Below are 25063 nucleotides of genomic sequence, written 5' to 3'. Positions count from 1 at the left end.
AAGACGGACTTCATGCCCGAGCGCCAGCCCTCGCCTGGCGAGGTGACGCAGCGCCCGACGTCGACGGAGCCCGAGGTCTCTCCGTTGCCGGGCGATCGGACGAACGGTGCCGCCGACGGTGCGGCCCCCGACGGTGCCCCGGACGGTCACGGCACGCCGGCCGAGGATCCGGCGGCCGCCGAGCCCGGGGAGCCCGCGCCCGCCGCGGCGGACTCCGCGGTGTCCGGCGAGGGGGCCGCCGATCCGGCCGCCGCCGACGGCGCGAGCGCCGTCGCTGCGCAGGTCCCGGCGCCGTCTCCGCGCCCCCGGCCGCGCCCGGCCGCCGACGAGAACGCCGACGAGAACGCCGACGCCGCCGATCCGGCACCGGCCGGCACACCCGACCCGGCGGACGCCGCTGCGGCCGATGTCGAGGAGACCACGGTGCGCACCGCTGCGGTCGGCGCCGACCCTGCCGTGACGCCCGCACCGGCCGCCGGCGCAGCCTGGTTCAGGCCCTCGGACGCTGAGGCCACCCAGGCGATCCCGCTCGCCGGGGCCGCGCGGCCGGCGCCGCCGCAGTCCGAGCAGCCGACCCAGCAGTTGCGGCGTGCCGCCTCGTTCGACCCGCCGACCGAGCGGATCCAGCTGCCGGCCGCCGGGTCGCCGCCGCCCACCGGGCCGGCCGGGCCCGCGGATGCCGGGGAGGGCCCGGCGCCGCGGCGGCGTAGGCGGCTGCTGGTCGGTGTCGCGCTGGTGGCGCTGCTGGCCCTGCTCTACGTCGCCGATCTGGCCTTCAGCATGGGCGGTGTGCCGCGCGGGGTCAGCGTGGCCGGGCTGCAGGTCGGTGGCTTGACGCGCGGCGAGGCCGAGCAGAGACTGCGCGCGGCGATCGAGCCGCGGGCCACCCGGCCGGTGGCCGTGACGGCGGGCGACGTGCGGACCGAGATCGATCCGCAGGCGGCCGGCCTGCAGGTGGACTGGGGGGCGACGCTCGACCAGGCCGGTTCCCAGCCGCTGAACCCGATCACCAGGATCGCCTCGTTCTTCACCACCCGCGAGGTCGGCGTGATCAACAGCGCCGACGAGCGTTCGGTGACCACGGCGCTGGAGCAGCTCGCCCCGCTCGTGGACAGACAGCCGGTCGAGGGCTCGGTGCGCTTCGAGGGCCTGAAGCCGGTGCCGGTGGCGCCGGTCGACGGCCGACGACTCGACCTGCCCGCCGCCGTCGGCGTGCTGGAGCGGGATTGGGCCGGCGGCGCCCCGGTCGCGCTGCCGCTGGTCCCGCTGCGGGCCGCCACCACCACCGACGACGTGCAGCAGGCCATCGACGCGGTGGCCCGGCCGGCGGTCTCGGCCCCGGTCACGGTCAACGGCGAGGGCGCGCAGGCGACCCTGGCCCCGGAGGTCGTCGCCTCCGCGCTGAGCTTCCGGGCCGACCCGGCCGCCGACCCCAAGCTGGTTCCCGAGATCAACGAGGAGAAGATCACCGACGCGCTGAACCCGCAGCTCGCCGCGACCGAGAAGCCGAACCGGGACGCCACGCTCGACTTCTCCTCCGGCTCACCGGTCGTCGTCCCGTCGCAGGACGGCCGCGGTGTCGACTACGACACGACGCTGCGGGACCTGCTCAAGGTGCTGACCCAGCCCGCGCCGCGGCAGATCACCGCGGTCTACGCCGACCAGCCGGCCAAGGTGACCACCGACGACATCAACAAGCTGGGCATCGTCGGGGAGATCAGCTCCTTCACCACCGGCGGCTTCGCGGCCGACTCCGGGCAGAACATCAAGCGGGCCGCCGAGCAGATCGACGGCAGCATCGTGGAGCCGGGCGAGACGTTCAGCCTCAACGCGAAGACCAACCCCCGGGACGCCGCGCACGGGTACGTCGAGGCCGGGATCATCGAGGACGGGCACCCGGCCCGTGGCGTCGGCGGCGGGGTCTCCCAGGTCGCGACCACGCTCTACAACGCCGCCTACTTCGCCGGCATGGTGAACGTCGCGCACAAGGAGCACAGCTTCTACATCAGCCGCTACCCGGTGGCCCGTGAGGCGACGGTCTTCGACAACGTGATCGACCTGAAGTTCCGCAACGACGGCCCGACCGGCGTGCTGATCAAGACGATCTGGACCCCGTCCTCGCTGACCGTGAAGATGTTCGGGACCAAGCGGTACGAGGTCACCTCGACGACCGGGCCGCGGACGAACGTGACGCAACCCAACACGGTCACCATCCCGCCGGGCCAGCCGTGCAGCCCGAGCAACGGCGCGCCGGGCTTCACCGCGACCGACACCCGGACCCTGCGGAACATCCAGACCGGTGAGACCCGCAGCGAGACCCGGACGGTGAAATACAACCCGTCACCGATCGTCGTCTGCGGACGGTGACGGTGCGCCGATCGGAGTAACCCGGTCGTGGCCCACGTCTTCCGAGACCTGTGTCACACTTCGTACCCTCGACGGCATCGGTGCTGGTCACGAGGATCGGGGGTTCGGATGCGGATCGCGGATGTCCTACGGGGCAAGGGCGACTCGGTTGCGACGGTCGGCCCGGCGGCCACCGTCGCCGAGGTGATCGCCGCACTCGTCGACGGCAACTATGGAGCGTTACCCGTCGTCAACGGCGGGCGGCTGGTCGGCATCGTCTCGGAACGCGACGTGGTGCGCCGCCTGCACGAGCACGGGCCGGATCTGCTCCGGCGACCCGTCACCGAGATCATGGTCACCGACGTGGTGACCTGCCTGCCCACCGACAGCACGGTGGACCTGGCCCGGATCATGACGTCGCGGCGGATCCGGCACCTGCCGGTCGTCGTCGAGGGCGAGCTACGCGGCATCGTCAGCATCGGCGACGTCGTGAAGGCGCGCATCGACACCCTGGAAGAGGAACGCGGACAACTCGAGTCCTACATCGCCGGCTGACCCCGACATGCGAACGGCGGGTGGCGCCTTCGGGCGCCACCCGCCGTTCCGGGTCTGATCAGAACGCGGCTTCGGGCAGGTCCATCAGCGCGTTGTCGGCGGTCTCCACGATCGCTCGCTGCGCGGTGAGCTGCGGCAGAACCGTCTTGGCGAAGAACCGGGCGGCCCCGACCTTGCCCTCGTAGAAGGCCTGGTCCTTGGCGGACACCTCGCCGCCCAGGGCGGTGAGTGCGACCTCCGCCTGGCGCAGCAGCATCCAGCCGACCAGCAGATCACCGACGGCCATCAGCAAGCGCACGGTGTGCTGACCGACCTTGTACATGTTGGCCGGGTCCTCGGCCGAGGCCATCAGGTAGCGGGTCAGCGCGCCGAGGATGCCCTGCACGTCGCCCAGTGCGGTGGCCAGCAGCGCACGTTCCTCCTTGAGCCGGCCGTTCCCGGACTCGGCGTCGAGGAAGGCCTGGATCTCGCCGGCCACGTGGGTCAGCGCCTGGCCGTTGTCCCGGACGATCTTGCGGAACAGGAAGTCGAGCGACTGGATCGCCGTGGTGCCCTCGTAGAGGGAGTCGATCTTGGCGTCGCGGATGTACTGCTCGATCGGGTAGTCCTGCAGGTAGCCCGAACCGCCCAGGGTCTGCAGGGACAGCAGCAGCATCTCGCTCGCGCGCTCGGAGCCGACGCCCTTGACGATCGGCAGCAGCAGGTCGTTGACCTTCTCGGCCAGCGAGACGTCCTGGCCGGCGGCCTCGCCGACGCGGATCTGGTCCTGGAACGTCGCGGTGTAGGTGTAGACGGCGCGCAGGCCCTCGGCGTAGGCCTTCTGCAGCATCAGGAGGCGGCGCACGTCGGGGTGGTGGGTGATGGCCACCCGCGGGGCGGTCTTGTCGAGCATCCTCGGCAGGTCGGCGCCCTGCACGCGCTCCTTGGCGTACTCCAGCGCGGCGAGGTAGCCGGCCGACAGCGTGCCGATGGCCTTGGTGCCGACCATCATCCGGGCGTACTCGATGACCTGGAACATCTGCGCGATGCCGTCGTGCACCTCGCCGAGCAGCCAGCCGACGGCCGGAGTGCCGTGCTGGCCGAAGGTCAGCTCGCAGGTGGTAGAGGCCTTGAGGCCCATCTTGTGCTCGACGTTCGTGACGAAGGCGCCGTTGCGCTCGCCCGGCTCGCCGGTCTCGGGGTCGAAGTGGAACTTCGGCACCAGGAACAGCGACAGGCCCTTGGTGCCCGGCTTCGGGTCGAGGCCGGGACCCTCGGGACGGGCCAGCACCAGGTGCAGGATGTTCTCGGTGATGTCCTGCTCGGCCGAGGTGATGAAGCGCTTGACGCCCTCGATGTGCCAGGTCCCGTCGGCCTGCTGCACGGCCTTGGTGCGGCCGGCGCCGACGTCGGAGCCCGCGTCCGGCTCGGTGAGCACCATCGTGGCGCCCCAGCCCCGGTCGATCATGATCTCGGCCCAGCGCTTCTGCTCGTCGGTGCCGTTGCGGTGCACCACGGAGGCGAAGTTCGGGCCGGCCATGTACATGAAGGCGGGTGCGTTCGAGCCGAGGATCAGCTCGGCCGCGGCCCACTGCACCGACGGCGGGATGCCGTAGCCGCCCAGCTCGTTGGGCAGGCCCAGTCGCCACCACTCGCCGTCCCAGAGGACCTTGTAGGCGTCCTTGAGCGACTGCGGCAGCGTGACCGAGTGCGTGGCCGGGTCGAAGACCGGCGGGTTGCGGTCGGCGTCGACGAACGACTCGGCCAGCGGGCCGGTCGCGACCGCGTTGAGCTCCTTGAGCACACCGCGCGCGGTGTCGGGGTCCATCCCGTCGAAGGGCGCCGTGCCCATCCGGTCCTGCACGCGGAACACCTCGAAGAGGTTGAACTCGAGGTCGCGCAGATTGCTTCTGAAGTGGCCCATCGCCGTCACCGCCGTTCCCGATGGCCCGGCCGGCCGTCCCTGGCGAACGGCACTACTCGCCGGTAACAGGATGAGCTTATTACTCGCCGGTAACCCCGGGCAAGAGCGGGTTGTCCGTCGATCCGCCCCGGGCGGGCGATCACACATTCGGGTCCCGGCGTTGTGCACCCTCCGTATGTGTTGGATGGTGCAGGTGGTCCTGATGGGAATGATGTGACTCAAGGTGCATCACCTGGTCGGCTGGGGGACAACCGTGGGTCGAGGCGACGTGACGCGACGGAGCGTGCTGCTCGGTGGGCTCGCCGTGGCCGGCACCGGCGTCCTGACCGGTGCGCTCGGCTCCGGCGCGGCATGGGCCGCCGCCGCCCCGCCGATCGTCGACTGCGCGGGCTGGGGCGCCCGGCCCAACAGTGCGGTCGTGCCGATCTGGAACCAGCGGCCGGTGAAGATCCTGGTGCACCACACCGCGACGGCCAACCAGGCCGACGTCAGCCGGGACGCCGCGTTCGCGTTGGCGCGGGGCATCCAGAACTACCACATGGACGTGCGGCACTGGCTCGACACCGGGCAGCACTTCACGATCAGCCGCGGCGGGATCGTGATGGAGGGCCGGCACCGCAGCCTGGAGGTGCTCCGGATCGGCCGGCGCCAGGTCGAGGGCGCGCACTGCACGGGGCAGAACATCGTCGCCGTCGGCATCGAGAACGAGGGCACCTACACCGCCGCCGACCCGCCGGCCGCGCTGTGGAACGCGCTGCGCGACATGTGCGCCTACATCTGCGGCCAGTACGGCATCCGGCCCACCGAGCTCTTCGGCCACCGCGACTTCAAGGACACCGCGTGCCCCGGTGACCGGCTCTACGGGATGCTGCCGCGACTGCGCACCGAGGTGGCCGGTGTGCTGGGCCAGCGGCTGGAGGGAGCGGCCGCGGTGAAGGCGTCATGGCCGCTGCTGCGCATCGCCGACCGCGGGCCCGTCGTCCTCGCCGCCCAGTACCTGCTGCGCGACGCGGGGGCGACCGGACTCGTTCCCGACGGCCGGTTCGGCCGGCCGATGGCCGACGCCATTCGCCGGTTCCAGGCCCAGCACGGGTTCGAGCACGTCAACGGCATGATCGGCGGTGAATCCTGGCCGGTGCTGGCCCGGCCGGTGCGGCGCGGTGAGGGCGGGGACGCCGAACGCGCGGTGGAGACGCTGGCCGGCCGCCGCGGTGCCGAGAGCCTCCCCGACGTGATCACCGCGCCGGTGTGGCAGAAGCTGCTCGGCACCGGCGGCGCTCCCTGACCGAACAGTCCGAGGTTCGGCGGCCGGCGACGGGATGCGGCGGCCTCGGCGCGTGCCGGGCGCCGACCTAGCATCGTCAGGTGTGCTGACCCGGTGCCCGGCGTGCGACGCCGCGTCCCCCGCCCCCTTCTTCGAACTGACCGGCCTGCCCGTGCACGGCACCGCCGTGCTCCCGGATCCCGCGGCTGCCCGCGCCGTGCCGGTCGGCGACCAGGTGCTCGTCCTGTGCGAGTACTGCGGGCTCGTGTTCAACCGGTCCTTCGACGAGCGATTGCTCGACTACACCGGCCAGCACGAGGAGTCCCAGCACCACTCCCCCCGGTTCGCCGCGTACGCCGACGAGATCACCAAGGACTGGGTGGCCCGCTACGACCTGACCGGCCGGCACCTCGTCGAGATCGGCTGCGGGTCGGGTGACTTCGCCGCCGAGCTGCTCTCCGCCGGCGTCGGCCGGGTCACCGGCGTCGACCCGCACTTCACCCCCGACCGGGTGCGCCCGCAGCTGGCCGGGCGGCTCACCGCGGTGCCGGAGTTCTTCGCCGCGGACATGGTCGAGCCCTCGACCGCCGCGCTGGTGTGCCGGCACACCCTCGAGCACATCCCGGCGCTCGCCGGGTTCGGTGCGGAGATCGTCGCCGGGATGCGCGGCGCGCGCACCCCACTGCTGCTCGCCGAGGTTCCCGATCTGGGGCGCATCCTCACCGAGGGTGCCTTCTGGGACCTGCAGTACGAGCACTGCTCCTACTTCACCCCGACCACCATGCACGGCTTCCTCACCGGTCTGGGCTTCGACGGCCCCGAGGTGCGGACCACCTACTCCGACCAGTACGTGGTGGCCGAGGCGCGGCTGGGCGACCGGCCGATCGAGCCGGTCGCGCTGCCGGTGGCGGAACTGGACCGGCTGCGCGCGGGTTGCCGGAGCTTCGCCGACCGGGTCGCCGAGCAGATCGGCCGCTGGCGGACCTGGCTGGACGAGCGGGCCGCCGCGGGTGACCCCGTCGTGGTGTGGGGTGGCGGCGCGAAGGGCCTGACGTTCCTCAACGTCGTCGGCGGGCCCAGCCGGGAAGCGCCGGTGCGCGCCGTCGTCGACATCAACCCCGGGCTGCAGGGCCGTCACATGGGTGGGCTGGGCCTGCCCATCTGCGGTCCGGACGACCTGGTCGGGTCGCGGCCGCGCAGCGTGCTGCTGATGAACCCGGTCTATCTCGGGGAGGTCCGTGACATGCTCGACGCGCGCGGCCTGGAGTCCACGGAGTTGCTGGCCGTCCAGTGACGCCGCGGCGTCACCAGGAGCGCTGCTCCTCCTCCCACAGCCTCCAGGGCGCCTGCCCGGTGGCCCACAGCGCGTTGAGCTGCTGATAGTCCTTGTAGGTGTCCATGGCGGCCCAGAAGCCCTCGTGCGGGTTGACCGTGAGCTGGCCGTCGCGGGCGAGGCGCTGCAGTGGCTCGTGCTCGAGGAACAGGCCCTCGTCGTCGTTGAGGTAGTCGTCGAGGAACGACCGCTCGAACATGAAGTAGCCGCCGCTGACGAAGCCGGTCACCTGGGTGGGCTTCTCGTTGAACTCGGCCACGCGGTCGCCGTCGACCTGCATCTCGCCGAACTTCGAGGTCGGGTGCACGCCGGTGACGGTGCCGATCCGCCCGCTCGCGACGTGCGTCTTGACCAGGCGGTCGATGTCGACGGCGCTGACGCCGTCACCGTAGGTCATCATGAAGCTCGGCGTGTCGATGTACTGCCGGATGCGGCGCAGCCGGGCGCCGGTGCCGGCGTCCAGGCCGGTCTCGGCGAAGGTGATCTCCCAGTTCTCGTCAGCCCGCCCGTTGTGGAACTGCGGCTGGTGGTCGCCCTGCGACAGCGAGATCGTGAAGTCCGACAGGTGGGCGCGGTAATCCAGGAAGAACTGCTTGATCTCCCAGCCCTTGTACCCCAGGCACAGGATGAACCGGTGGTAGCCGTAGTGGCTGTACAGCTTCATGATGTGCCACAGGACCGGCCGGCCGCCGATCTCCACCATTCCCTTGGGCAGCCGCTCGCTGACCTCCCGGATCCGGGTGCCCTGGCCCCCGCAGAGAATGACCACCGGGGTGTCGTAGTCCATCAGGACGCGTTTCCCTCCGCTGTCCGGGCGCCGGGCCGTGCGTGCCCGGCCATGCGTTGATTGTCCGATTCGCCAGTGACCTCTGTGTGTAGTGGTCGGTCGGCGCGAACAGCAACTTCGGCCCGTGTGAGCCTGTGCACGAGATCGAGTTCCTCCGGCGTGGTGACGTGGAGGTTCCCGGGGTCGCCCGGGACGGTGTCGACCCGGTACCCCCGCTCCACGAGCAGCCCGGAGTTCTCCACGGGCCGCGGCCGGTCCATGTGGACGGTGCGCAGGACGTCGGCCCGGAACGCGTGGGGGGACTGAGTGATCACCAGGTCGGACCTGGGCACGGTGCCGACGACCCGGCCGTCGCACACGCGCTGGATGACCTCCAGGATCGGCACCACCGGCACCGCGCCGTCGGCCCCGGCGCGGACCGCCTCGATCACCCTGGTGAACAGCGCATCCGCAGCGAGCGGGTGGGCGGGGTCGGCCGCGACGATGATGCCGGCGCTGTCGGGCACCGTGGCCAGCCCGGCGCGCAGTGACTCGGACTGGTGGTCGCCGCCCACGGCGAGGGCGTCCACCGGTGCGCCGTCCCAGGCCCGGCCGGGCGGCAGCACCAGGGCGACCCGGTCGCAGGTCCGGCGCGCCGCGGCGACGGTGCGGTCGACCATCCGGATCCCGCCGACGCGTTCGAACTGCTTCGGACGACCGAATCGGCGGGCCACGCCGCCGGCGAGCACGATGGCCCACACGTCACCCGTGTCGCTGGCCACCTGGTCGTCCTCCGGATCCGTGATGCTCGGCGACGCATCTTCCCACCCGGTCCGCGCACGTCGTCGGCGGCGCCGATTGCTCCGTTCCGGTGGCCGCCGGGCGTTCGGACGCACCCAGTACGCTCGCTGCGCTCTCCCCGTTCGGGTGAGCTACGTGCAGACGCGCGACACCTGCCTGTCAGGGTGGAGCCATGACCGGCGCCGCCCTCCGGCCGGGGTCGACGCCAGGGTGCTGGGCGCCCGCGGTGCGGCGATCACACATCGCCGCGACCGACGCTGGTGCCCACCGGCGAGAGGGGTGCGGAAGTCGTGACGACCCGAACCCCGGTGGGCCCGGAGTCGATCCGGACCGAACCGGACGCGGCGCTGGCCGGGACCACGGCCGCCCGGCGGCTCTACCGGGAGATCGTCGCGGATCCCGCGAGCGATCGGCGCATCGACGTGGTCGCCCCCGGCGGGCACGGCAAGACCGTCCTGCTGGACACCCTCGCGACCGCGCTCCGGGCCGGCGGGGTCCCGGTGCTGCGCGCACTGCCCGGGGCCGGCGAGCCGGTCGACCCGGCCGCGGCCCTGATCGTCGACGACGCCCACCTGCTGACCGGGCCCGACCTCGTGCGGCTGTGTGAACTGGCGACCGGCAGCGGCCGGCAGATGATCGTGGCGCACCGGCCGTGGCCGCGGACCCCCGAGATGGCGGCCCTGGGTGCTGCGCTCGCCGGACCCCCGCTGGTACTCGGCCCGCTCGACCGTGGCGGCGTCGCCGCACGCGCCGCGCTGGCCCTGCGGGAACGCCCCCCGGCCGCACTGGTCGACCACGTCGCCCGGCAGACCGCCGGCCTGCCCGGACTGGTGGACCGGCTGATCGCGGCGCTGATCGAGCAGGCCGGTCCGGCCGACCGGGCCCGTCTCGCGCAACCCGGCTCGCTGCCCGACGAGGCGCCTGCCGCGCTGATCCAGCAGATCGGCTACACCGTCTACGGACTGGAGCGGCGGGTCCGGGAACTGCTGGTGGCGTTCGCCCTGGGCGCGCCGCGCGATGCCGAGGTGCTCGTCCCGCTGCTCGGCCTGGCCGACTCCGCGGGCGGGGGCATCGACGAGGTCGAGGAGCTCGTCGAGGAGGCCAGGGCCGCGGGCTACCTCACCGCCGAGGGCCGGCTCGCGCCGCTGGTGGCGGCGGCGATCACCGCCCGGACACCGACGGCGCGCCGCCTGGAGCTGCGCCGCACGCTGGCCGAGATCGAGATCGACCGTGGCGGCAGCGTGCTGGAGGCGGCCCGCGGCCTGCTCGGCACCGGGGCCACCGGGGCGCGCGCGGCGGAGGTCTTCACCGCGGGAGCCGACGAGGCGGTGCGGGTGGGCTCGCCGGCCGCCGGTGAGCTCTACGCCGCCGCGGTCCAGGCCGGTGCGCCCGCGTTGCGGGTGGCCGCGCGCCGGGCCGAGGCGGCGGTGCTGGCCGGAGATCTCGACCTCGCGCTGGACCAGGCCGACCACGTGCTGTCCGCTGTGGACCAGGTCGAGACCGAGGACGCCGTGCTGGCCGGCACGGTGGCCGCCGCGGTCCTCGCGCACCGCGGGCTGCTGGGCCGCAGCGCCGAGCTCTACCGCTGGATGGGTGGCGCCGCAGGGCCGGCGCTGGGGACCGCCGCGGTCCTGGCGGTCCCCGCACTGATCGGCACCGGCGCGCTCGACGAGGCCCGGGACGTGTTGCGCGGGCCGGCCGTCCCGGGTCGGCCGGGCCGCCCGCCGACGCTGCTGGCCGGGGCCGAGGAGCTGACGGCCAAGGGCGTCTACGACTCGGTTGCCGGGTCACCGACGGCGGCACTGTCGCAGCTCACCCGTGCGGCCGCGCTGCTGGAGTCGTCGAACCGGGCCGCGCTGCTGCCCGACACCCCGGCCGCTCTCGCCGCGCTCGTCGCGATCCACTGCGGCGAGCTGGACGTCGCCCAGTCGGTGCTCGAACGGGCGGTGCAGGTCCGGCTGGGCGGCAAGGCCGCCGCGACCCGGCACCGGCTGCTGCTGGGCTGGATCGCGCTGTTCCGCGGGGCCACGACGACGGCGCGCTCGCTGCTGGCCGTGGCGTCGCCGCGCGAGGTCCGCCTGGAGCCGCGCGACGAACTGCTCGCCGCAGCGCTGGAGGTGGCGCTGGCCCGGCGGGCCGGTGACCTGGCCTCACTGATGCCGGCCTGGGGCCGGGCCCGGGAGGCGATCGTGCGGCACCCGGTGGACCTGTTCGTGCTGCAGCCGCTGGGTGAGCTGGCGATCGCGGCCACCCGGCTGCGCGAGTCGAGTTGGGTGCGTCCGCACCTGGATGAGGCGGCGTCGCTGCTGACCCGGCTCGGCGACCCGGCGCTCTGGTCGGCGCCGCTGCACTGGTCCGAACTGCACGCGGCGATCCTGGCCGAGAGCCGCGAGGCCGCCGGACGGCACGCGGAGGCCCTCGCGGCGGCCGCGGACGGCAGCCGGTACACCGCGGCGCTGGCCGCGGCCGCCCTGCACTGGGTGCGCCTGATGGACTCCGATGTGGACGCCGAGGCCGTCGAGGCGGCGGCCCGCGGGCTGCACGCGGTCGGGCTGTCCTGGGAGGGCGGCAAGCTCGCCGGCCAGGCGGCGATCCGGACCCGCGACCGCAAGGCGATGAGCGCGCTGCTCGGTTGCGCCCGCGCTCTGCAGAGCAGCGGCCCGGCGGCCGCCCCGGCGCCGCGCCCGGCCACCGACACCGGCTCGACCGGCGTCCCCGTCATCCCGGTACCGGCCACGCCCGGCCGGCATCCCGCGCCCGCCGCCGACGCGGCGCCGGCTGCGGAGCAGAACGGCGACGGCCCGCTCAGCGAGCGCGAGCGTGAGGTCGCGACCCTGGTCCTCGACGGGCTGACCTACAAGCAGATCGGCGAGCAGCTGTTCATCTCGGCGAAGACCGTCGAGCACCACGTGGCCCGGATGCGCCAGCGGCTCGGGTCGAGCAGCCGGGGGGAGCTGTTCGCGCAGCTGCGGCAGATCGTGGGGCCGACGGCCGAGTAGGGGCGGTGGCCCCTAGCGCTGCACCGCGCCGAGTCCCATCAGGATCCCCTCGCAGCTACGCACGACGACCCGAGCGGCGTCCGCAGTGGACCGGCTCGACATCGGGCTCTCCGCCTTGCGCTGCCAGCGCGCCACCGCGTCCAGCGCGGCCGCGCGCAGGTCCGCGGCGCCGGCCCCGGGGGGCAGCCCGAGCCGGGCCGCGGCAGAGCCACCGTCCCCGCCGAGTAGCCGCTCGGCGTCCTCCATGGCCTCGACGGGCAGCCGGACCCCGCCCGCCCGCAGCGTCGACAGCATCCGCAGCTCGGCGAACTCGTGCGCGCCGGCCAGGATCCGCTCCACCTCGGCCGCCAGCGGGGCCGCCGCGGGCCGCGGCTCGCGTTGCAGCACCAGCTCGACGGCCAGCAGCGCCGACCGGGCCTTGAGCAGGTCACGGCGCTCGCTGAACTGGTTGTTCAGCACCATGCGCAGCTCGTCGAGACCGCTGCGCTTGACGAGCTCCTCGGCGATCCGCGTCGGATCGTTGATGCCTTGGCGGACCAGCGTCGTGCCCAGCCGCACCCCGAACAGCCCGAACCGTTCGATCAACCGGGCCCGGGTGTCGGAGCTGGGCACGGCTCGATCGGCCGGATCGTTGCGGACGAACCGGTCGGCGGACAGCAGCATCGAGTCCAGATCGGCGCGCGGCAGCGCGGCGAGCTCGACGAGGGCGGCGAACTCGTCCTGGCGCATGGTCCGGCCGGTCTGGGCGAGCAGCCCGGCCACCGCGACGACGGTCTGGCACAGCCCGCGCAGCTTGTCGTCCGAGCGGTAGCGGCGCGCGATCCGCCGCGCCGAGCTCAGCGCGTCCAGCCGCCCGACACCGATCTCGTCGGCCCGGGACAGCACCGCGATCGTGTTGACCGGGGTCGCGCGGGCCACCCCCTGGTCGAAGAACGACTCCAGGAAGCGCACGTCGCTCGCGTGCAGGTGGCGCATCAGATAGATGACGGCGTCGGCCTGTGACGGCGAATCCTCCGGCGCGAGGAAGGCGCCGGCCCGCGCCGAGGTGTCGGCCGACAGCGACGCGATCCCCGGGGTGTCGATCAGCGTGGTGGACCGCAGGTTCTGCGAGGGCCAGTCGACGACGAGCCGGTCGACGTCCTCGGTCGGGGTGCCCTGCAGGTCGAAGGTCAGCGCCCCGCGGGAGCGGCTGATGGTCAGCGGCCGGGGCGGCGCGGAACGCGGGTACATGAGCACCCGGGGCGCCGGCGCGTCCTGGTACCAGGTCACGACCCGGGTGCACTCGCCCGCGTCGGTCGGTGCGATCTCCTCGCCGACCAGCGCGTTGAGCAGCGTCGACTTCCCTGCCTTGACCTTGCCCGCGATGGCCACCCGCAGCGGCTCGTCGAAGCGGCCGAGGTGGTGCTGCAGCCAGCCGACGGCCTGTGGGCTGTCGCGGTAGGTGTCGATGGTGCGGCGCAGCAGGACACGGACGACCGAACCGAGGCTCGGCACGGTGGGTGCCGTCATGCGCTGCCCTGCACGGTCTCGGCCGGGGCCAGCAGCGCCACGGCGCGCTTGCTCAGCGCGTCGATGCGGGCGAGCTCCGCCTTGAGGTCGGCGATGCGCCGGTCGCGTCCCGACACGTTGGTCTTGACCGCGCTCTGCGCCGCCGCGACCGATTCGGCCAGCGACGTGGACAGCTCCTCGGCGAGCGCGGTGAAGTGGTCGCGCAGTTGGCGCTGGATGGTGCGGAGCATGTCGCGGGAGTCCTTGGAGACCTGGAAGGTGACCTCGTCGATGTGCCGGCGCACGGCGTTCTTCGACTCGGCCTGCCGGCGTTGCTTCAGGCGTTTGCGCTCGTCGTGCACGGTCTTGCCGCCGAACAGCACGGCCGCGCCGATCGAGATCGGGTTGAGCAGCGCGAGGCCGGCGAACGTCGTCGCCATCCCGATCATCAGCATGCCGCCGTAGCCACCGCGCATGCCCGTGAACAGCGCCCCGCCGATGCTCAGCTTCTCGTCGACGGGCTGTTCCACGGCGTTGACCTTCCCGGCCACCGCGGCGGACTGGTCGAACCGCAACTCCGGCAGCGCGACGTCGGCGCCCTCGGCGAAGTGCTCGGCCACCTGCCCGGCCAGCCAGCGGGCCCGTTGCGTGGTCCAGACGAAATTGGCCGACGCCGCGGAGGCCACCTGTTGCTGCAGCCATTCGGAGAACTGGTCCCAGATGGCGGCCGGGTCGGCGTCGTCGAGCAGTTGCTCGGCCTCGCGCGCGATGGTGCGCAGCCGGTCGCGGAGGTCGTAGTCGATGTCGGAGATGAGGTCGGCGACGCCGTCGTTGAGCGTGGTCTGCCAGCGGGCCGAACGCTGCCGCAGCTCGTCGGCCCGGGTCTTGGCCCGGGTCAGCTCGGACACCAGCGCCTCGGCGCGCTCGGGGTCCTCCTGCGCCATCAGCTCGGCCTTCATGCTGGCCGCGAGCTGCTCGGCGACGGCCTGCACGTCATGGCCGGTGGAGCGGCGGTCCAGGTCGTCGGCGCGGGCGACGACCTTGCGCAGCAGAAAGCTGATCAACTCCGTGAACCCGGACTCGTCCATGAGCGCGGCGTCCTGGGTCTGCGCCGCGTGCAGCCGCAGCATCGAGGACACCGGGAAGATCTCGGCGTCGATCCCGGCCTCGGCCAGGTGCCCCTTGTCGAGCTCGACGATGCGCCGCCAGTGCGGGTAGAGATCGGTCTTGGTGACCACGCACGCCACGTTCGGGCACAGCTTCATCGCCGCGGCGAGGAACTCCAGTTCGGGGCCGGTGTACTCCTGCGCGGCGTCGGAGACCAGCACCACCGCGTCCGCGCTGGGCAGCGCCGACATCGTCGCGGCGCCGTGCGCGGAGCCGAGACCGCCGACGCCGGGTGTGTCGACGAGCACCAGGCCACCGGCCAGCAGCTTGCGGGGCAGGCTGACCTCGGCGTAGGAGAGATTCGCCCGGTTGCCCGGGTTGCCGGCCTCGGAGACGTACTCGGCGAGCCGGCCGATCGGGACCACGGTGCGCTCCGGCGGGCGCTCGTCACTCTCGCTGCCGGGTTCCCGAACGAGCGTCACCGACGTCGTCTCGCCGTGCCGGACGACGGTCGGGACGGCGGTGGAGATGTCGTCGTCCACAGGGCACACCGGGGCGTTGACCAGCGCGTTGACCAGCTGGCTCTTACCCTGCTTGAACTCCCCGACGATCAGCACCCGGACGTTGGGGTCGGCGAGCCGCCTGCGCGTCTGCTGCAGCCGGGCGCCGAGGTCGGGGCGCTCGTAAGCGGTCGTCGCCTTCAGTGCGAGGTCGACGAGATCGACCGCTGCGGGAACTGCCACGGTCTTGCTGACCTCCTCGCCTCCTCGCCGTCCACGGTCGTGGACGTCGGCCTACAGACTGCACCTTGTACCTACACGACGAAGCCGGCCCCACCACCCCCGGGTGTCCGGGAACGGTGGAGCCGGCTGTCGCATCAGGGGAGCCTACTCCGGGTGGGGCATGCATCCCTGAGCTGTGAGGATGTGGATCAGAGGCCGACGGTGGCGTTGCCCGAGTCGTGCGTGCTCGCGTCGACCGCGGTGTTGTACGAGTCGTCGATGCTGTTGTGGCTGTTGTCGTTGCCCGAGTCGTTGACGCTCGCGTCGACGTCGACGTTGCCCACGTTCTCCTGGCTGTTGTCGCTGAAGTCGTTGCCCGAGTCGTTCGTGCTGTTGTCGCTGAAGTCGTTGAACGAGTCGTTCGTGCTGTTGTCGGTGTTGTGGACCGCGGCGCCGCCGCCGGAGGCGAAGGCCGCGCCGTCGCCCAGGTTGACGTCGCCGCCGACCTCGGTGCTGGTGGCGTCGCCGTTGCCGAAGGCCGTGGTGTTGTCGTGACCGTTCACGACGTGGTTGCCGTCGCCGACGACGTTGCCGTTGCCGGTGGTGATGGTGGAGTCCTCGATGTCGCCGCCGGCCGCCACCGCGCCGTCGCCGGACGCGACGACCGAGTCGACGTCGATGTCCTGCTCGAAGTAGCCACCGCGGTTGTCGATGTTCTGGTTGATCGAGTTGTCGACGATGGTGTCGCGGTCGTCGACGTAGTTGTTGGTGATGTAGGTGTTCAGGTACTTGATCGCGGCCTCGTGGTGGCTCTCGCCCGGGGCCGGGTGCGGCGCCGGCGGGGGCGGGGGCAGCTGAACGTGGTTGCCACCGGTGTGGTGGTCGCGGTCGAAGCTCGAGTCGTGGCTGTCCTGCGCCAGGACCACGGCGTCGTGGACGTCCTCCGGGGACAGCTCGGTGATACCGCAGGAGGACAGGAAGCTCTGCGGGTCCTCCTGGAAGGCGGCCAGCGCCTCGGGGTCGCGCAGCAGGTTGAGCAGCAGCTCGATCAGCGAGGTCGGAGCGCTCATACGGATCATCTCCTGAGGGAAGTTCGGTGCGTTCTGCCGGATTCGTCATCCCGGCGCTGAAGAGAAAGTTAGGTCGGTTTGCGCGCTGGGCCATCGGGGATCGGCCAGAGTTCGATCTGCGTGCCGTGCGGGGGTCGTGCGCCGGCGCGGTAGGGGGTTCGGGGATGCGCGGACGAGCCCTGATGCGGGGTATCGGGGGGATGAATCCGCAGGTCAGCGCCACCGTACGCATGACGACCCCGCCGCCCGGGGTGATGCCGGGTCGACGGGGTCGCGGCGTGCTGGCGGGAGCGTGATCAGCCGAGCGCGATGTCCTGGTTGTAGGAGTTGGTGGTACCGGCGTTGACGGCGGTGTTGCCCGAGTCCTCGACCGAGTTGGCGCTGTTGTCGTTGTAGGAGTCGTTGGTGCTCTCGTCGATGTCGACGTTGAACGAGTCCTCGACGCTGTAGTCGCTGTGGTCGTTGAACGAGTCGTTCGTGCTGTTGTCGCTGAAGTCGTTGAACGAGTCGTTCGTGCTGTTGTCGGTGTTGTGGACCACCGCGCCGCCGCCGGAGGCGAAGGCCGCGCCGTCGCCCAGGTTGACGTCGCCGCCGACCTCGGTGCTGGTGGCGTCGCCGCGGCCGAACGCGGTGGTGTTGTCGTGACCGTTCACGACGTGGTTGCCGTCGCCGACGACGTTGCCGTTGCCGGTGGTGATGGTGGAGTCCTCGATGTCGCCGCCGGCCGCCACCGCGCCGTCGCCGGACGCGACGACCGAGTCGACGTCGATGTCCTGCTCGAAGTAGCCACCGCGGTTGTCGATGTTCTGGTTGATCGAGTTGTCGACGATGGTGTCGCGGTCGTCGACGTAGTTGTTGGTGATGTAGGTGTTCAGGTATTCGACCGCGGCCTTGTGCGACTCGGGTCCCGCGTGGACCGGCACCGGCGGCAGGTGGAACGAGCCGGTGGCGATCGCGTTGTGGCCGGTGTCGTAGCTGCGGTCGAAGCTGGCGGTGTGGCTGTCCTGGATCAGCACCAGGGCGTCGTGGACGTCCTCCGCGGACAGATCCTCGAGACCATGCTCGGCCAGCTCCCCGTACGGGTCCGCGCTGAAGTGCTCGCGGGCGCCCTCGTCGTTGAGCAGGTGCAGGATGAACTCCAGCAGGGAGAACTGCTCGGCCATCGTGATCATCTCCTGGTCGGTCGCGACTGCGATGCGGGCCGGGGGGCTGCCCTGGCGTTGCGGCTGAAGGTAGGCAGCCGATGGCCGCAGGCCATCGGGGATCGGCCAGGGTTCGCCGGCGCCGGCGATGGGGACCGGCTCCGGGCGATTAGGGGGACATGGGGGGATCGCCCGGTTCGCTCCTCTTTCGAGGAGTAGCCGCCGAAGAGTGCTAACGAGGGGCCGACATACTCCGATGGGCGGTACAGGTGCCCGCACCCGCGATGTGGCGGGGGCAGAAGGGCAGCCGGGGGGTAAGGGGACGGCCATGGGCTACCAGCTCGGGATCGATCTGGGCACGACGTACACGGCGGCAGCCGTCTGTCGCGCGTCGGACCGTCACTGGGTCGAGCCCGAGGTGGTCACCCTCGGCACCCGCACCGCGACCGTCCCCTCGGTGTTGTTCGTGGCGCCGGATGGTGCGGTGGTGGTCGGGGAGGCCGCGGAGCGGCGGGCGCTGACCGATCCGGATCGGGTGGTGCGGGAGTTCAAGCGCCGGATCGGGGATCCGACGCCGGTGGTGGTGGCCGGGCGGGCGTGGGCGCCGGAGGAGCTCTCGGCGCGGTTGGTGCGCTGGGTGGTCGATCGGGTGGCCGAGCGCGAGGGGGGCCCGGCGGCGCGGATCGCGGTGACCCATCCGGCGTCGTGGGGGGCGCACAAGAAGGAGTTGCTGGCCGCTGCGCTGGCCGGGCAGGGGCTGGCGGTGACGTTTCTGGCCGAGCCGCAGGCCGCGGCGTTGCACTACGCGGCGGCCGAGCGGGTCGAGCCGGGCTCGACGATCGCGGTCTATGACCTGGGTGGGGGCACCTTCGACGCCGCGGTGGTGCGCAAGGACGCGGGCTTCGGGTTGCTGGGCCGGCCGGAGGGGCTGGAGCGCCTGGGCGGGGTGGATTTCGACGAGGTGGTGTTCGACCACGTCCGGGACGGGTTGCCGGAGGCGTTCGAGGGGCTGGACGAGGCGGATGCGGCGGTGCTGGCCGGGGTGGCCCGGGTGCGGCGGGAGTGCACCGAGGCCAAGGAGGCGTTGAGCGCGGACACCGAGGTGTCGGTGCCGGTGTTGTTGCCCGGGTCGCGGGGGGCGGTGCGGTTGCATCGCAGCGAGTTCGAGCAAATGATCCGCCCGCAGGTCGAGGAGACGGTGGCGGCGTTGCGCCGGGCGGTGGCCTCGGCCGGGTTGACCCCGGAGGGGCTCTCGGCGGTGCTGTTGGTGGGTGGGTCCTCGCGGATCCCGCTGGTGGCGCAGCTGGTCTCCGAGCAGTTGGGCCGGCCGGTCGCGGTGGACGCCGACCCGAAGAACGCCATCGCCAAGGGCGCCGCCCTCGCTGTCTCCCCCAAGCCGACGGCGTCCTGGCCGGAGGTGTCGGTGGCCCCGGTCGCCGCGGCCGCCCCGGCCGCCGCCGGCATGGCCGGGACCGCGCTGGCCGCACCCCCGGCCGTCGGAGCCCCCGAGGTCACCACCCCCGCGCCCGGCTTCCCCGCGCAGCACTACCCGACCACCGTCGGCCTCTGGAATGCGTCGCCGCGGCCGCCGGGGGCGCTCTTCGAGCCGGCCGTCCCGGCGGAACGTGACACCGCGCTGTTGCCGCCGTCGGGCCCGCAGCCCGGGCGGCCGCCGATGTACCACCTGCCGCAGCCGGACTGGGACTACGACAACGAGCCGCCGGCCAAGCGCCGTCCGGTGGGGCTGCTCGTCGGAGCCGGTGGTGCGCTGGCCGCCGCGGCCGTGCTGATCGCGGCACTGACCTGGCCCACCTCGACGTCCTCGACCCCCACCAGCGAGGTCAGTACCGGCGGTTCGGTGGCGACCACCCGCGCCGAGGCACCGACCGTGACCCCGAACCTGGCGCCGGCCCCGGCAGATGCCGCGGGGCCCGTGGTCGCCCGGACGGGTTCTGGAAACGGCAATCGCACATCGGCAGGGAACGCCAGCGGCCATGGCGGGGCCACGGTGGGGCCAGGGACCGGTGGAGTCCCGGGAGGGGCCGTTCCGGCGCCCGTGGGCGGTCCCCCGGCGTCCACCGGGGCGGCTCCGGCGCCGGCGCCCGTTCCGGGCGGTACCGCACCAGGTGCCGGGGCGCCGCAGAGCGGGGGTGCGGCGCCTCCGGCGAGTGGGGGCTCCACAACACCCTCGGGCGGTGCGGCGCCTCCGGCGAGTGGGGGCTCCACAACACCCTCGGGCGGTGCGGCGCCTCCGGCGAACGGCGGCACGCCACCGGCGGGCGGCGGCACCACAGGTAGCGGGTCTCCCCCTCAGGCCCCGAGCGGGGGCGGCAACAGCGCCGAAGGCGGCTCGGCGGCAACGCCGGTTGCCGCACCGCCAACCGCGTCCGGCGGGGGATCGGCGATCTCGCCGGCCTGACCGGCCGCGACCGCCTCGTCGCCGGTCGGTGAACGAAAGGGGTCGGATCGCCGCGGAAACGGAGCCCTCGTATCGGCTTGGTCTCGTTTCGATCTCGACTGAACGCAGCGGGTCACGTGCGCCCGGCCACCGTCGATGACGGGTCGGGGCCGCCGGGGACGCGGCCAGAAGTTGAGTACGGAAAGGGGACCGTGGTGGCGCGGTTGGCGGGGGCGGTCATCGCGATGGAGGTTGCGGCGCTGGTCGTCGCGTATCTGGCGTTCGGCTGGCTGGTGTTGCTGGTCGGTGCCCCACTGCTGGTGGGCACGGTCCTCGTGCTCGTCGCCGTCCGGGCCACCGAGGTCGCGCGGCGCAAGCTGCAGGACCTGCGCCCCACCCGATGGGACATCGACGCCCCGGCCCCGGGTGGGCTGATGAGCGGGTTCTTCGAGATCCCCCGGCAGGGCGGGTCGATGCAGGTGACCAGCGGTTCCGCGCGCGGTTGAGGGAGGACGCGCCGACGCAGGATCGGTGCCATCGTGGTGGGGTGCTGATCCGTCCGGCCCGTCCTGACGAGGCCGACCTGCTCACCGGGATCGCGGTGCGATCCAAGGCGTACTGGCCCTACCCTGATCGGTTCATCGCGCGGTTCGCCCGCTCGCTCGGCCTCTCACCCGAGGTGATCGCGGCGAACGAGGTGTGGGTGGCCGACCGCGACGACGTCGTGGTCGGCTTCTACACCGTGCTGCAGCGCGGCGAACTGGCCGTCCTCGACGACATGTGGCTGGAACCGGCCGAGATCGGCTGCGGCCTGGGCCGGCGGTTGTTCGAGCACGCCCGGGCCCGGGCGACAGCGGTCGGTGCCGCCGTCCTGGAGTGGGAGGCCGAGCCGTACGCGGTCGGGTTCTACGAACGGATGGGCGGCCGGCAGGTCCGGATGACCGACTCCCCACTGGGGCGCAAGCTCCCGGTGATGCGGCTTGCCCTGGGCGGCTCCCGGGGCTGAGAACCGGACTGGGCCGTGCGCGGTGACGGGTGCTCCAGCAGCACGACCTGTACACCCGGTCGGCGGTCATCGGGTTTCCTGGAAGCCGGGGCAGGGCATGCTTGCGAGCGGCGACGATGACCGGGGCGGTCGTGGTGAGAGCACGACGGGAAGGGGGCCGGATGGGCGGCGAACTGCCCCTGCAGCCGGTCGCGGCCGTGCCGATCGCGTGAACGGCCCGGCCTCGTGCTGATCGGGCTGCTGTTCGCGGTCACCGCGATGGTGCTCAACAGTGTCGCCGGCCTGTTGCAGGCCGACGGGGCCGGCCGCGCCACCCGGCGGCGGCCGCTGGTCGTGCAGCCGCGCTACCTCATCGGCCTGGTCGTCGACGGGCTGGCCTGGGGGTGCACGGTGGTGGCCCTGCGGCATCTGCCGGTCTTCGCCGTGCAGGCGATCCTGGGCGGAGCGATCGCGCTGACCGCGATCGCGACCCGGGTGCTGTACGGCACCGTGTTGCGCGTGATCGACCGGCTGGCCATCGGGGCCTGCCTGGTCGGCCTGGTGCTGGTGGCGGGCAGCGCCGGCGGGGACGAACCGCAGGCGGTCCCGTTCACCGCCGATCTGATTCTGTTCGCCGCGCTCATCCTCCTCGCCGGGGCGCTGCTCGCGCTGGCCAACACCCGGCATTCCTGGCCGCTGGCGGTGATCGCCGGGCTCGGGTTCGGCGGCACGTCACTCGGGGTGCGCGCGGTGCAGATCCGCAACGGGGTGGGTGCCGACGTCGTCGGGTTGCTGGGCCAACCGGCGACGTACCTCGTGATCGGCTTCTGGCTGGTCGGACTGATCAGCTATTCGCGCGCGCTCGGGCTGGGTGAGCTGGCCGCGGTGACGGCCGTGTTCACGGTGACCGAGGTCGTCCTGCCCGGCCTGGTCGGAATCGGGCTGCTCGACGACCCGGTCCGCCAGGGCTGGGGATGGGTGCTGGCGGCGGGTCTGCTGCTGGCCGGCGCCGGGGTCGTGGTGCTCGCGCGGTCGCCTGCGCAGCGCCGCAAGGACGATCGCCACTGGGTCCGCTGACCGGTAGCCGCTACGACCGGCCCCAGGACCAGGCGAGCCCGAGGTTGATCACCACCAGGAGTCCCGGCACGACGGCCGGGCGAGGTGTTCGCCCGGCCGCGGTCAGCCGAACACCCCGCCCTCGACGAGGATGGCCAGCCCGACCCCGATGAGCACGACCGGCACCACGACATGTCCCCAGCGGGACAGGGACCTGGCGATGACCGGCCGCGTGGCGAGGCCGCGGCCCACCGCGCACCAGATGCCGACGAGGACCAGGAAGACCACGGCGTACAGCACCGTGCGGCCGGGGCCCTCGGCGCTGAACACCGGGATGTAGACGCCCAGGTTGTCCGCGCCGCCGGCCACGGTCACCCCGGCGACGGTGAGCACACCCGGCCCGGTGGGGACGGACTCGTCATCGGTGTCGCCGGTTCCTCGGCGTTCGCGCCATGCCTGCCAGCCGGCCCGTAGCCCGAGCGCGATCGGCGCCAGCCCGAGATAGGGGCGCACCGGGTCGGGCAGCAGCGTCGCGCCCAGGCTCCCGGCCGCCGCGATCAGCAGGATCGCCGCGAACCCCAGGTACTGGCCGAGCACGATCCGCCCGGCGGCGGCCCGGCCCGGGACGCGGCCGAAGAACAGGGCCAGGAGCACGATGTCGTCGATGTTGGTGACGGCGAACATGCCGGTGGCCTGCCCGACGAGCCCCAGCGTCACGGGCCGACCCTAGCGGCGCGCCGGCGTTGTGCGGAGCATCAGGCGTTGCATCCGGTGCACGCCCCGTTGCTGTGCTGGACTAGCGCCCGGCACACCGATCGGAAGGGGAGGACCGATGGGGACCTTCGAGCGGGACGGCACCACGATCTACTACGAGGAGCACGGGACGGGCTTCCCGGTGTTGCTCATCGCGCCGGGCGGCATGCGGTCGTCCATCGAGGCCTGGGAGCGCGCCCCGTGGAATCCCGTGGAGCAGCTCTCGTCCAGCTACCGGGTCATCGCCATGGACCAGCGCAACGCGGGCCGCTCGACCGGCCCGATCAGCGGCTCGGACGGCTGGGCGACCTACACCACCGACCAGCTCGCGCTGCTCGACCATCTCGGCGTCGACCGCTTCCACGTACTGGGGATGTGCATCGGCGGCTCCTACATCGTGAACCTGCTGCACGAGGTGCCGGCACGGGTGGCGTCCGCCGTCGCGCTGCAGCCGATCGGCCTGGACGGCAACCGGGACGCCTTCTACGAGATGTTCGACGGGTGGGCGGCCGAGCAGAAGGCGGCCCACCCGGAGGCCGACGAGAGTGACTGGGCCGGTTTCCGCGAGGGCATGTACGGCGGCGGCGACATGTTGTTCAGCGTTCCCGCCTCGGAGATCGCGGCTTTCGTGACGCCGATTCTGGTGCTGATGGGCAACGACCGGTTCCACCCGCGGAGCGCCTCCCGCAAGCTCGCCGCGACGGCGCCCAACGCGATTCTGGTGGAACAGTGGAAGGAGCCGGAGCACCAGCCGGCGGCGCGAGCGGCCGTCGAGAAATTCCTGGCCGAGAACACCCCGGGCTGATCCGCGTTATTTGTTCCGCGCCACCGCGCCACCGCGCCACCGGCCCGCGATGATGGGGCCATGCCGACATGGAATGACGTGGTGGCGATCGGGACGGAGCTGCCCGAGGTCGAGGAGTCGACGTCGTATCGGACGCCGTCGCTGAAGGTGCGCGGCACGTCGTTCGCCCGGCTGCGCATCGAGGCCGAGGGCGGCCTGATGCTGCCGTGCCGGCTCGACGAGAAGGAGGCGCTGCTCGCCTCGGGCGATCCGGCGTTCTACACCACGCCGCACTACGACGGATACGGTGCGATCCTCGTCGATCTGACGAAAATCGGCCGTGACCAGCTCGTCGAGCTGATCGAGGACGCCTGGCGGGAGAAGGCTCCGGCCCGGCTGCGGGCCGCCTTCGACGCCGGCCGGTGGTCCTCGTCGGTCTGACGAAAACTCTGTTCGTGGGCCTGTCGACCTGGCTGCCGGTCGGCCGGTCCGTATCGGCACCCGGCGAGGCTGCCCCGGCGGGGCGCGTCCCGAGAATGATGTGGCTGGGAGTCAACTCCCGCTTGGTGTCCGCAGTGCGTTTCCGGTACTTCGCGTTCTACCTGGGCAACGGAACACTCGCGCCGGACGTTCTCGGTCCGCTCGGCGATTGTCGCCCTGCGCTGGTCGAGTTCGTTTCGGTGTCGGAGATGGTGTTCGCCATTCTCGGCAACGTGCTCGACGTTTCGTCGGACGGCACGGTGGCGAACGAGGAGGATGCCGCCCGCCGCGCTGCGCAGTACGCCCGCCAGTACCTCGGCAACGAGTACGTGGTGGAGCCGCCCTTCGAAGACGGGGAGGTCGAACTCCCCCTGAGCAGTCGGCGAGAACCGGGCTGCGGCCGCGGCGCCTAGGTGAACAACCCGTCGAGCCAGGAGCGCCAGGTCCGCTCGATCTGCTTCCCATCCACGTCACCGGAGTACACGTGCTGCGCGACGGCCACCGGCATCCCCAGCCCGGACCGGCCGTGGAACCGGATCAGGGCGTTGCCGGTGCGCACGCCGAGGAAGTCCGGCCCGACGTAGTCGGCCACGCCTTCGATCGGCGGGAGACCGTGCGGGGTGAGCCGCACCTGGTCGCCCTGGGCAACCGGACCGGCCGGCCTGAGCCCCTCGAGGATCACCGGCCACGCGCCGGCCTCGGCCGACGCCGGCGGCCCCTCGGCTTCGACGTAGGTGGCGGACCGGCCCGGGAAGTACGTCAGGTACTCGGCCAGCGTGTGCAGGTACATGTCCCAGCCATGGCTCGTCATGCCCTCGTACTCGGCGTCCCAGCCGTCGCCGAGGAAGCCGCTGTGCACGAACCGGAGGACGGTGCTGCCGCCGTCGCGCGCCTCGATGAGGTATTCGAAGGCCTGGGTCGTGCCGTCCTCGGCCTCGGGGGTCCGGACGGCGAGGTGTTCGGGTGGATCCCAGACGGTGGCCCCGTCGGGCCCGATCTCCATCGGCATGAACCAGGCCGCGAGTCCGGGACCGGTGGCAATCGCCTCCCATACCTGCTCCGGGGTGGCATCGAGCGGGATCTCCTTGCGGATCTCGAACTCACGGGGCAT

At 72.5% G+C, this 25063-nt stretch carries 21 protein-coding genes; 12 read left to right on the top strand and 9 right to left on the bottom strand.

Going from position 1 to position 25063, the window contains the following annotated elements; genetic code table 11:
- Positions 1 to 84: 84 nt before the first annotated feature.
- Both HF526_RS16785 and HF526_RS16780 read left to right on the top strand, forming a co-directional pair.
- Positions 85 to 2367: a VanW family protein gene (locus HF526_RS16785; RefSeq protein WP_211177339.1), complete on the top strand. Its 2283-nt coding sequence runs from the start codon at positions 85 to 87 to the stop codon at positions 2365 to 2367.
- Between the two features lie 108 nt (positions 2368 to 2475).
- Positions 2476 to 2901: a CBS domain-containing protein gene (locus tag HF526_RS16780; RefSeq protein ID WP_169382393.1), complete on the top strand. Its 426-nt coding sequence runs from the start codon at positions 2476 to 2478 to the stop codon at positions 2899 to 2901.
- Positions 2902 to 2959: 58 nt separating this feature from the next.
- Here HF526_RS16780 and HF526_RS16775 read toward each other — a convergent pair whose 3' ends face one another.
- A complete protein-coding gene (locus tag HF526_RS16775; RefSeq protein WP_169382392.1) occupies positions 2960 to 4804 on the bottom strand; it encodes an acyl-CoA dehydrogenase in 1845 nt (614 codons plus the stop codon).
- A gap of 268 nt (positions 4805 to 5072) precedes the next feature.
- Here HF526_RS16775 and HF526_RS16770 point away from each other — a divergent pair, with 268 nt between their 5' ends.
- Together HF526_RS16770 and HF526_RS16765 are read left to right on the top strand one after the other, a co-directional pair.
- Positions 5073 to 6089: a peptidoglycan recognition protein family protein gene (locus tag HF526_RS16770; RefSeq protein ID WP_211177338.1), complete on the top strand. Its 1017-nt coding sequence runs from the start codon at positions 5073 to 5075 to the stop codon at positions 6087 to 6089.
- A gap of 82 nt (positions 6090 to 6171) precedes the next feature.
- Positions 6172 to 7362: a methyltransferase domain-containing protein gene (locus HF526_RS16765; RefSeq protein WP_169382390.1), complete on the top strand. Its 1191-nt coding sequence runs from the start codon at positions 6172 to 6174 to the stop codon at positions 7360 to 7362.
- Between the two features lie 10 nt (positions 7363 to 7372).
- On the opposite strand, the gene HF526_RS16760 is transcribed toward HF526_RS16765, so the two are convergent.
- A complete protein-coding gene (locus tag HF526_RS16760) occupies positions 7373 to 8188 on the bottom strand; it encodes a glucose-1-phosphate cytidylyltransferase (protein WP_169382389.1) in 816 nt (271 codons plus the stop codon).
- Positions 8188 to 8949, bottom strand: a complete 762-nt coding sequence (locus HF526_RS16755) for a 2-C-methyl-D-erythritol 4-phosphate cytidylyltransferase (RefSeq protein WP_169382388.1) — start codon at positions 8947 to 8949, stop codon at positions 8188 to 8190. Before HF526_RS16755 ends, HF526_RS16760 begins: the two co-directional genes overlap by 1 nt.
- 309 nt (positions 8950 to 9258) lie before the next feature.
- On the opposite strand from HF526_RS16755, the gene HF526_RS16750 reads away from it, so the two are divergent.
- Positions 9259 to 11967: a helix-turn-helix transcriptional regulator gene (locus tag HF526_RS16750; RefSeq protein WP_338051530.1), complete on the top strand. Its 2709-nt coding sequence runs from the start codon at positions 9259 to 9261 to the stop codon at positions 11965 to 11967.
- Positions 11968 to 11979: 12 nt separating this feature from the next.
- Here HF526_RS16750 and HF526_RS16745 read toward each other — a convergent pair whose 3' ends face one another.
- The 4 genes from HF526_RS16745 to HF526_RS16730 form a co-directional block, all read right to left on the bottom strand.
- Positions 11980 to 13476, bottom strand: coding sequence for a dynamin family protein (locus HF526_RS16745; RefSeq protein WP_169382387.1), 1497 nt, complete (start codon positions 13474 to 13476; stop codon positions 11980 to 11982).
- Positions 13473 to 15305 carry a dynamin family protein gene (locus HF526_RS16740; RefSeq protein ID WP_169382386.1) on the bottom strand — a complete coding sequence of 611 codons (1833 nt, stop codon included), beginning with the start codon at positions 15303 to 15305 and terminating at the stop codon, positions 13473 to 13475. The genes HF526_RS16745 and HF526_RS16740 overlap by 4 nt, the downstream gene beginning before the upstream one ends.
- Positions 15306 to 15493: 188 nt before the next feature.
- Positions 15494 to 16354, bottom strand: coding sequence for an IniB N-terminal domain-containing protein (locus HF526_RS16735; protein ID WP_169382385.1), 861 nt, complete (start codon positions 16352 to 16354; stop codon positions 15494 to 15496).
- Between the two features lie 296 nt (positions 16355 to 16650).
- Positions 16651 to 17517 (bottom strand): IniB N-terminal domain-containing protein, encoded by an 867-nt coding sequence (locus HF526_RS16730; protein WP_169382426.1) that lies wholly within the window; start codon positions 17515 to 17517, stop codon positions 16651 to 16653.
- A gap of 307 nt (positions 17518 to 17824) precedes the next feature.
- Here HF526_RS16730 and HF526_RS16725 point away from each other — a divergent pair, with 307 nt between their 5' ends.
- The 4 genes from HF526_RS16725 (at position 17825) to HF526_RS16710 (ending at position 21956) form a co-directional block, all read left to right on the top strand.
- Complete coding sequence (locus HF526_RS16725; protein WP_169382384.1) at positions 17825 to 19915, top strand: Hsp70 family protein; 2091 nt, start codon at positions 17825 to 17827, stop codon at positions 19913 to 19915.
- 194 nt (positions 19916 to 20109) lie between these two features.
- Positions 20110 to 20400, top strand: a complete 291-nt coding sequence (locus HF526_RS16720) for a hypothetical protein (protein ID WP_169382383.1) — start codon at positions 20110 to 20112, stop codon at positions 20398 to 20400.
- A gap of 41 nt (positions 20401 to 20441) precedes the next feature.
- A complete protein-coding gene (locus tag HF526_RS16715) occupies positions 20442 to 20900 on the top strand; it encodes a GNAT family N-acetyltransferase (protein WP_169382382.1) in 459 nt (152 codons plus the stop codon).
- Positions 20901 to 21125: 225 nt separating this feature from the next.
- The gene (locus HF526_RS16710) at positions 21126 to 21956 is read left to right on the top strand and encodes a hypothetical protein (protein WP_169382381.1); all 831 of its coding nucleotides are present in this window, start codon (positions 21126 to 21128) and stop codon (positions 21954 to 21956) included.
- 102 nt (positions 21957 to 22058) lie between these two features.
- Here HF526_RS16710 and HF526_RS16705 read toward each other — a convergent pair whose 3' ends face one another.
- Positions 22059 to 22652, bottom strand: coding sequence for a cadmium resistance transporter (locus tag HF526_RS16705; protein WP_169382380.1), 594 nt, complete (start codon positions 22650 to 22652; stop codon positions 22059 to 22061).
- 115 nt (positions 22653 to 22767) lie between these two features.
- Between HF526_RS16705 and HF526_RS16700 the strand changes: the two genes are divergently transcribed.
- From HF526_RS16700 to HF526_RS16690, 3 genes are read left to right on the top strand one after another with little or no spacing between them, the layout of a single operon-like run.
- Positions 22768 to 23493: an alpha/beta fold hydrolase gene (locus HF526_RS16700; RefSeq protein ID WP_169382379.1), complete on the top strand. Its 726-nt coding sequence runs from the start codon at positions 22768 to 22770 to the stop codon at positions 23491 to 23493.
- A gap of 60 nt (positions 23494 to 23553) precedes the next feature.
- The gene (locus HF526_RS16695; RefSeq protein WP_169382378.1) at positions 23554 to 23913 is read left to right on the top strand and encodes an MmcQ/YjbR family DNA-binding protein; all 360 of its coding nucleotides are present in this window, start codon (positions 23554 to 23556) and stop codon (positions 23911 to 23913) included.
- Between the two features lie 14 nt (positions 23914 to 23927).
- Positions 23928 to 24365, top strand: a complete 438-nt coding sequence (locus HF526_RS16690; RefSeq protein WP_211177337.1) for a DUF7677 family protein — start codon at positions 23928 to 23930, stop codon at positions 24363 to 24365.
- Here HF526_RS16690 and HF526_RS16685 read toward each other — a convergent pair.
- On the bottom strand, positions 24362 to 25063 hold the full coding sequence (locus tag HF526_RS16685) for an SRPBCC family protein (RefSeq protein WP_169382377.1): 702 nt from the start codon (positions 25061 to 25063) through the stop codon (positions 24362 to 24364). The genes HF526_RS16690 and HF526_RS16685 overlap by 4 nt on opposite strands.

Origin of the sequence: Pseudonocardia acidicola (assembly GCF_012911935.1) — a bacterium.
GTDB lineage: Bacteria > Actinomycetota > Actinomycetes > Mycobacteriales > Pseudonocardiaceae > Pseudonocardia > Pseudonocardia acidicola.
The sequence above is the reverse complement of the archived record's forward strand: the minus strand, read 5'-3'. Positions and strand labels throughout refer to the sequence as shown.

What these genes read in the sequence shown, in the direction of transcription:
- HF526_RS16780 (WP_169382393.1), top strand. Translation starts at nt 2,476, where the DNA reads ATGCGGATCGCGGATGTCCTACGGGGCAAGGGCGACTCGGTTGCGACG.
- HF526_RS16775 (WP_169382392.1), bottom strand. Translation starts at nt 4,804, where the DNA reads ATGGGCCACTTCAGAAGCAATCTGCGCGACCTCGAGTTCAACCTCTTC.
- HF526_RS16760 (WP_169382389.1), bottom strand. Translation starts at nt 8,188, where the DNA reads ATGGACTACGACACCCCGGTGGTCATTCTCTGCGGGGGCCAGGGCACC.
- HF526_RS16745 (WP_169382387.1), bottom strand. Translation starts at nt 13,476, where the DNA reads ATGACGGCACCCACCGTGCCGAGCCTCGGTTCGGTCGTCCGTGTCCTG.
- HF526_RS16735 (WP_169382385.1), bottom strand. Translation starts at nt 16,354, where the DNA reads ATGAGCGCTCCGACCTCGCTGATCGAGCTGCTGCTCAACCTGCTGCGC.
- HF526_RS16730 (WP_169382426.1), bottom strand. Translation starts at nt 17,517, where the DNA reads ATGGCCGAGCAGTTCTCCCTGCTGGAGTTCATCCTGCACCTGCTCAAC.
- HF526_RS16725 (WP_169382384.1), top strand. Translation starts at nt 17,825, where the DNA reads ATGGGCTACCAGCTCGGGATCGATCTGGGCACGACGTACACGGCGGCA.
- HF526_RS16700 (WP_169382379.1), top strand. Translation starts at nt 22,768, where the DNA reads ATGGGGACCTTCGAGCGGGACGGCACCACGATCTACTACGAGGAGCAC.
- HF526_RS16695 (WP_169382378.1), top strand. Translation starts at nt 23,554, where the DNA reads ATGCCGACATGGAATGACGTGGTGGCGATCGGGACGGAGCTGCCCGAG.
- HF526_RS16685 (WP_169382377.1), bottom strand. Translation starts at nt 25,063, where the DNA reads ATGCCCCGTGAGTTCGAGATCCGCAAGGAGATCCCGCTCGATGCCACC.